3 protein-coding genes and 1 tRNA gene are annotated in these 4032 nt (G+C 74.0%); all 4 read right to left on the bottom strand.

What is annotated here, in order from left to right:
• A tRNA-Leu gene (locus PLJ28_RS11305) sits at window positions 1–77 on the bottom strand.
• Window positions 78–196: 119 nt separating this feature from the next.
• Window positions 197–1624, bottom strand: coding sequence for an NAD(P)/FAD-dependent oxidoreductase (locus PLJ28_RS11300; RefSeq protein ID WP_183523558.1), 1428 nt, complete (start codon window positions 1622–1624; stop codon window positions 197–199).
• Window positions 1625–1682: 58 nt separating this feature from the next.
• Complete coding sequence (locus PLJ28_RS11295; protein ID WP_324590147.1) at window positions 1683–3098, bottom strand: S8 family serine peptidase; 1416 nt, start codon at window positions 3096–3098, stop codon at window positions 1683–1685.
• Window positions 3095–4032, bottom strand: a 938-nt coding sequence (locus PLJ28_RS11290) for a Ppx/GppA phosphatase family protein (protein ID WP_502877086.1), incomplete at its 5' end; no start/stop codon positions are given. The genes PLJ28_RS11290 and PLJ28_RS11295, both read right to left, overlap by 4 nt.

Here is a 4032-nt window from a genome sequence, read left to right as displayed (position 1 = left end):
TGGTGCCCCCGGTGGGACTCGAACCCACAACACAGCGATTTTAAGTCGCTCGCCTCTGCCAATTGGGCCACGGGGGCGGACGGCCGCGGCCCGGAACCCCTCAAGGGTACCGGGCCGCGGCGCGTGATCGGTGCGCCTGACCCCGCGGACCACGTCCCCAGGCGGTGCACCGCGGGAGCGCGGGGCTCCCGGACGGTCAGGCGTTCTCGTACTGCTCGGCGTGGCCGATGGCCTTGCGGCCCGAGAACCGGCCCGGCTTGAGTTCACCGCCGGCGGCCTCGAGGAAGGCGTTGTGCGGGGTCTCGAGCTCCTCGATCGCGGTGGTGTCCCGGCCGAAGATCGCGTTCAGGGCCCAGTTGGTGATCACGCGGGCCTTGCGCTCGTAGGTGGGCATGGCCATGCCGTGGTAGCCACGGTGGGCCATCCAGGCCGGGATGCCCGAGATCTTCAGGCCCATCGGGTTGCCGACGCCCTTGCCGACGCCCAGGCCCGCGACGGCACCCAGGGACTTGTGGACGTACTCCTCCACGGCGCCCTCGCCGAAGCGGACGGCCAGCAGGTTGGCGGCGAGGCGACGGGCCTGGCGCACCGCGTGCTGGGCGTTGGGGACGCAGTGGCCGCCCGGCCCGTCGCCGGTCAGGTCCGGCACCGCGGCCACGTCGCCACAGCTCCAGGCGCCCTCGAGGACGCCGTCCTCGCCGTCCTTGACCTGCAGGGTCGGGGTGACCTCGATCCGGCCCCGCGGCTCCACCGGGAAGTCGGTCTGCTTGGCCACGGCGTTGGCGGCCACGCCCGCGGTCCAGACCAGGGTGTCTGCCTCGAACGAGCCGGCGTCGGACTTGTCCTGCATGTTGATCAGCTTCAGCACGCCGCCCTCGGCGCCGGACAGCGAGGTGTTCAGCAGCACCTCGATGCCGCGGGACTTCAGGTGCTCGACGACGCCGACGGCCTGGTCCTCGCCGACCTCCGGCATGATCTTGCCCATGGCCTCGACCAGGACGATGCGGGCATCGGACTGGGCCAGGCGCGGGTTCTTGCGGATGGCGGCCCGGATCAGGTCCTCCATCTCGGAGATGGTCTCGACGCCGTTGAAGCCGCCGCCGACCACCACGAAGGTCAGGGCGCGCGAGCGCGCCGCGGCGTCGGTCATGGTGGAGGCGACCTCGATCCGGTCCAGGATCTGGTTGCGCAGGGCCAGCGCCTCCTGGACGGTCTTCATGCCGATCCCGGCCTCGGCCAGGCCCGGGATCGGGAAGGTGCGGGTGGTGGCACCGGCGGTCACGACCACGTCCTGGTACGGGACCTCGAACTCGGTGCCGTCCGGGGTCTGGACGGTGGCGGTCTTGCGGGCGTGCTCGACCTTGACGACCTTGCCCTGGACGACCTCGGTCTGCTTCAGGTGGGTGCGGTGGTCCACGATGATGTGGCGCGCCTCGATGTGGCCGCCGACGACCTCCGGCAGGAACGGCTGGTAGGTCATGTACGGGAGCGGGTCGACGAGGGTGACGACGCCGCCACGCTCCTTGACCTTCTTCTCCAGGTTCTTGGCGACGTAGAGGCCGGCGTAACCGCCGCCGACGATCAGGACACGGGGCTTCGGAGACAGCTGCGGGGTAATAGCCATGGGCTACACCCTAAACCCGCGGTCGTCACTTCGTGAAACTTCTCACAAAGTAACAATGTCAGCGCCCACGCCGCCGCAACCCGAGCACCACGCCGGTGCCGAGCAGGGCCACGACGGCCAGCCCGGTCCCCAGCACCAGTGCCGGCTGCAGGCCCGGGACAGGATCGGTGGGCGGGGCCGCCCGGGGCAGCGCGGTGGTCGCCGGCGCGGGGGTCGACGCCGGTGCGCCCGGGGACGCCGCGGGGGGTCCGGCCGGTGCGGCGGCGGGACTCTCGGCCCGGCGGTGCACCCGGATCCAGTCGGCGATCGTGTTCATGGGGTTGCGGTCCACCTGGTCCACCTCGGCGGTGACGGCGGCCGCGGCGTCGATGACCCCGTGGCCGTAGACGGGATCCTCACCGGGGACGCCGGCGTCCCGGGCGGTGGTGAGGATCCGGTGGATGACCTGATGGGCGGGCATCTCCGGGTGGGCGGACCGGACGAGGGCGGCGAGGCCCGCCACCAGCGGTGCGGCGCCGCTGGTGCCCTGCCACTGCTGGTGGCCTCCCCCGGGGACGGCCCCGACGAGGGGGTGGGCGGGCGCCGCGACGCCGATCGAGATCCCCTCGGTGGAGGCGTCCCAGCTGGCCGTGCCGTCGGCGTTCAGCCCGGCGACGGTCAGCACCCCCGGGATGGTGGCGGGCGCGCCGGCCGTCGTGGCACCAGAGGCGCGGTTGCCCGCCGCGGCGACGATCACGACGTCGTTCTCCTCCGCGTGCAGGAAGGCCCGGTCCCAGCTCTCCGGCCAGTCCTGGCGATTGGAGCCCAGGGACATGTTGATGACGTCCGCGCCGTGGTCGACGGCCCAGGTGACGGCCTCGGCGATCTGGTCCTCGGGGCTCGGCCCGTCCGGGTTGTCATCCCCCAGGTGCACCGAGACGGACAGCAGCCTCGCCTCCGGCGCCACCCCGATGACACCGTCCGGTCCGGGTTCCGCGCCGGTGGCCTCGCCGACGGGCGCGGCCGAGGACGCGGACGGCGGCGAGGAGGAGGCCGACGGGGATGCCGACGCGGATCCCGTGGCGGCGGGGCCCGACGGCCCGGGGGCGGGACGGTCCCCTCCGTGGTGTCCGTGCCCGGCGAGCACGGAGGCCACGAGGGTCCCGTGCTCGGGCACCGGTCCCACCGGCGTGGTGCCCTCGGCGCCGCCGGCGCCGGACACGTCGGTACCGCCGGCCACCTGACCGGTCAGGTCGGGGTGGGCGGCGTCGATCCCGGTGTCGATCACGGCCACGGTGACGCCCTCGCCGCGGGTGCGGTCCCAGGCCCGCCGGAATCCGTACTCCTCCAGCCAGTACTGTCCCTCGCGCCACTCGTCCGCGGCGGCCGGCTGCAGTGAGGGCGACAGCGGCGAGACGGGTGAGACCGGGGAGAGCAGGGTGAGCCCGGCGGCCAGGACCGCCGAGAACACCCGCCGGGCCGGACCCGCCCTCACGCGAGCTGGGACAGGGCGATCCCGTCCAGGATGTCGTGCTCGGAGGTGATCGCCGAGGTCACCGCTCCCCCGGTCGCCCGCTCCACGCGTCGCAGCACGGTGGACCAGATCAGGGCCCCGGCGCCGATCACGTCCACACGGCCGGGATGCATGTAGGGCAGCGCGGCCCGTTCGGAGCGGCTGGCCGCCAGCAGTTGCCCGGAGATGCGGGTGGTCGTGCCCAGGTCCAGCCGGGTGCCGTGGATCGCCGCGGGATCGTACTCGGTCAGGCCCAGGGCGGCGGCCGTGACCGTGGTGATGGTCCCGGCCACCCCGACGACGGCGGCGGCCCGCCCGAGCGGGACGGCGGCCTCGACCTCGTCGAGCACCGCGTCGATGTCCGCGGTGGCCGCGGCGATCTCCCCGGGCGTCGGCGGGTCGCCGTGCAGGTGGCGTTCGGTGAACCGCACGCAGCCCATCGGGACGCTGACCGCCTCGAGGACCTGCGGGCCCTCGGGGCCGTCGAGCGTGCCGAGGACGAACTCGGTGGACCCGCCACCGAGGTCCACCACGAGCACCGTGCGGTCGCGGCCGCCCGCCGCGGGCGTGCCGGCGCCGGCCAGGGCGTCGGGGTCCAGGACCGAGGCCGCTCCGGCGAAGGACAGCGCCGCCTCCTCGTCCCCGGAGATGACCTCGGGCTCCACGCCCAGTCGCTCGCGGATGCCCGCCGTGAACACCTCGGCGTTGCGGGCGTCCCGGCTCGCCGAGGTGGCCACGAAGCGCACGGACTCCGCGCCCAGCCGGCGCAGTATGCGCGCGTAGTCCTCGGCGGCGGCGAAGGTGCGCTCCAGTGCGGCCTCGGACAGCTGCCCGGTGGCATCCACGCCCTCGCCCAGCCGCACGACGCGCATCTCCCGGTGCAGGTCCACCAGCCGCACGGTCCCGGCACCACCGG

Origin of the sequence: Citricoccus sp. (assembly GCF_035445025.1) — a bacterium.
GTDB lineage: Bacteria > Actinomycetota > Actinomycetes > Actinomycetales > Micrococcaceae > Citricoccus.
Note: the sequence above shows the minus strand (reverse complement) of the source record. Positions and strands in the feature narration are given on the sequence as shown.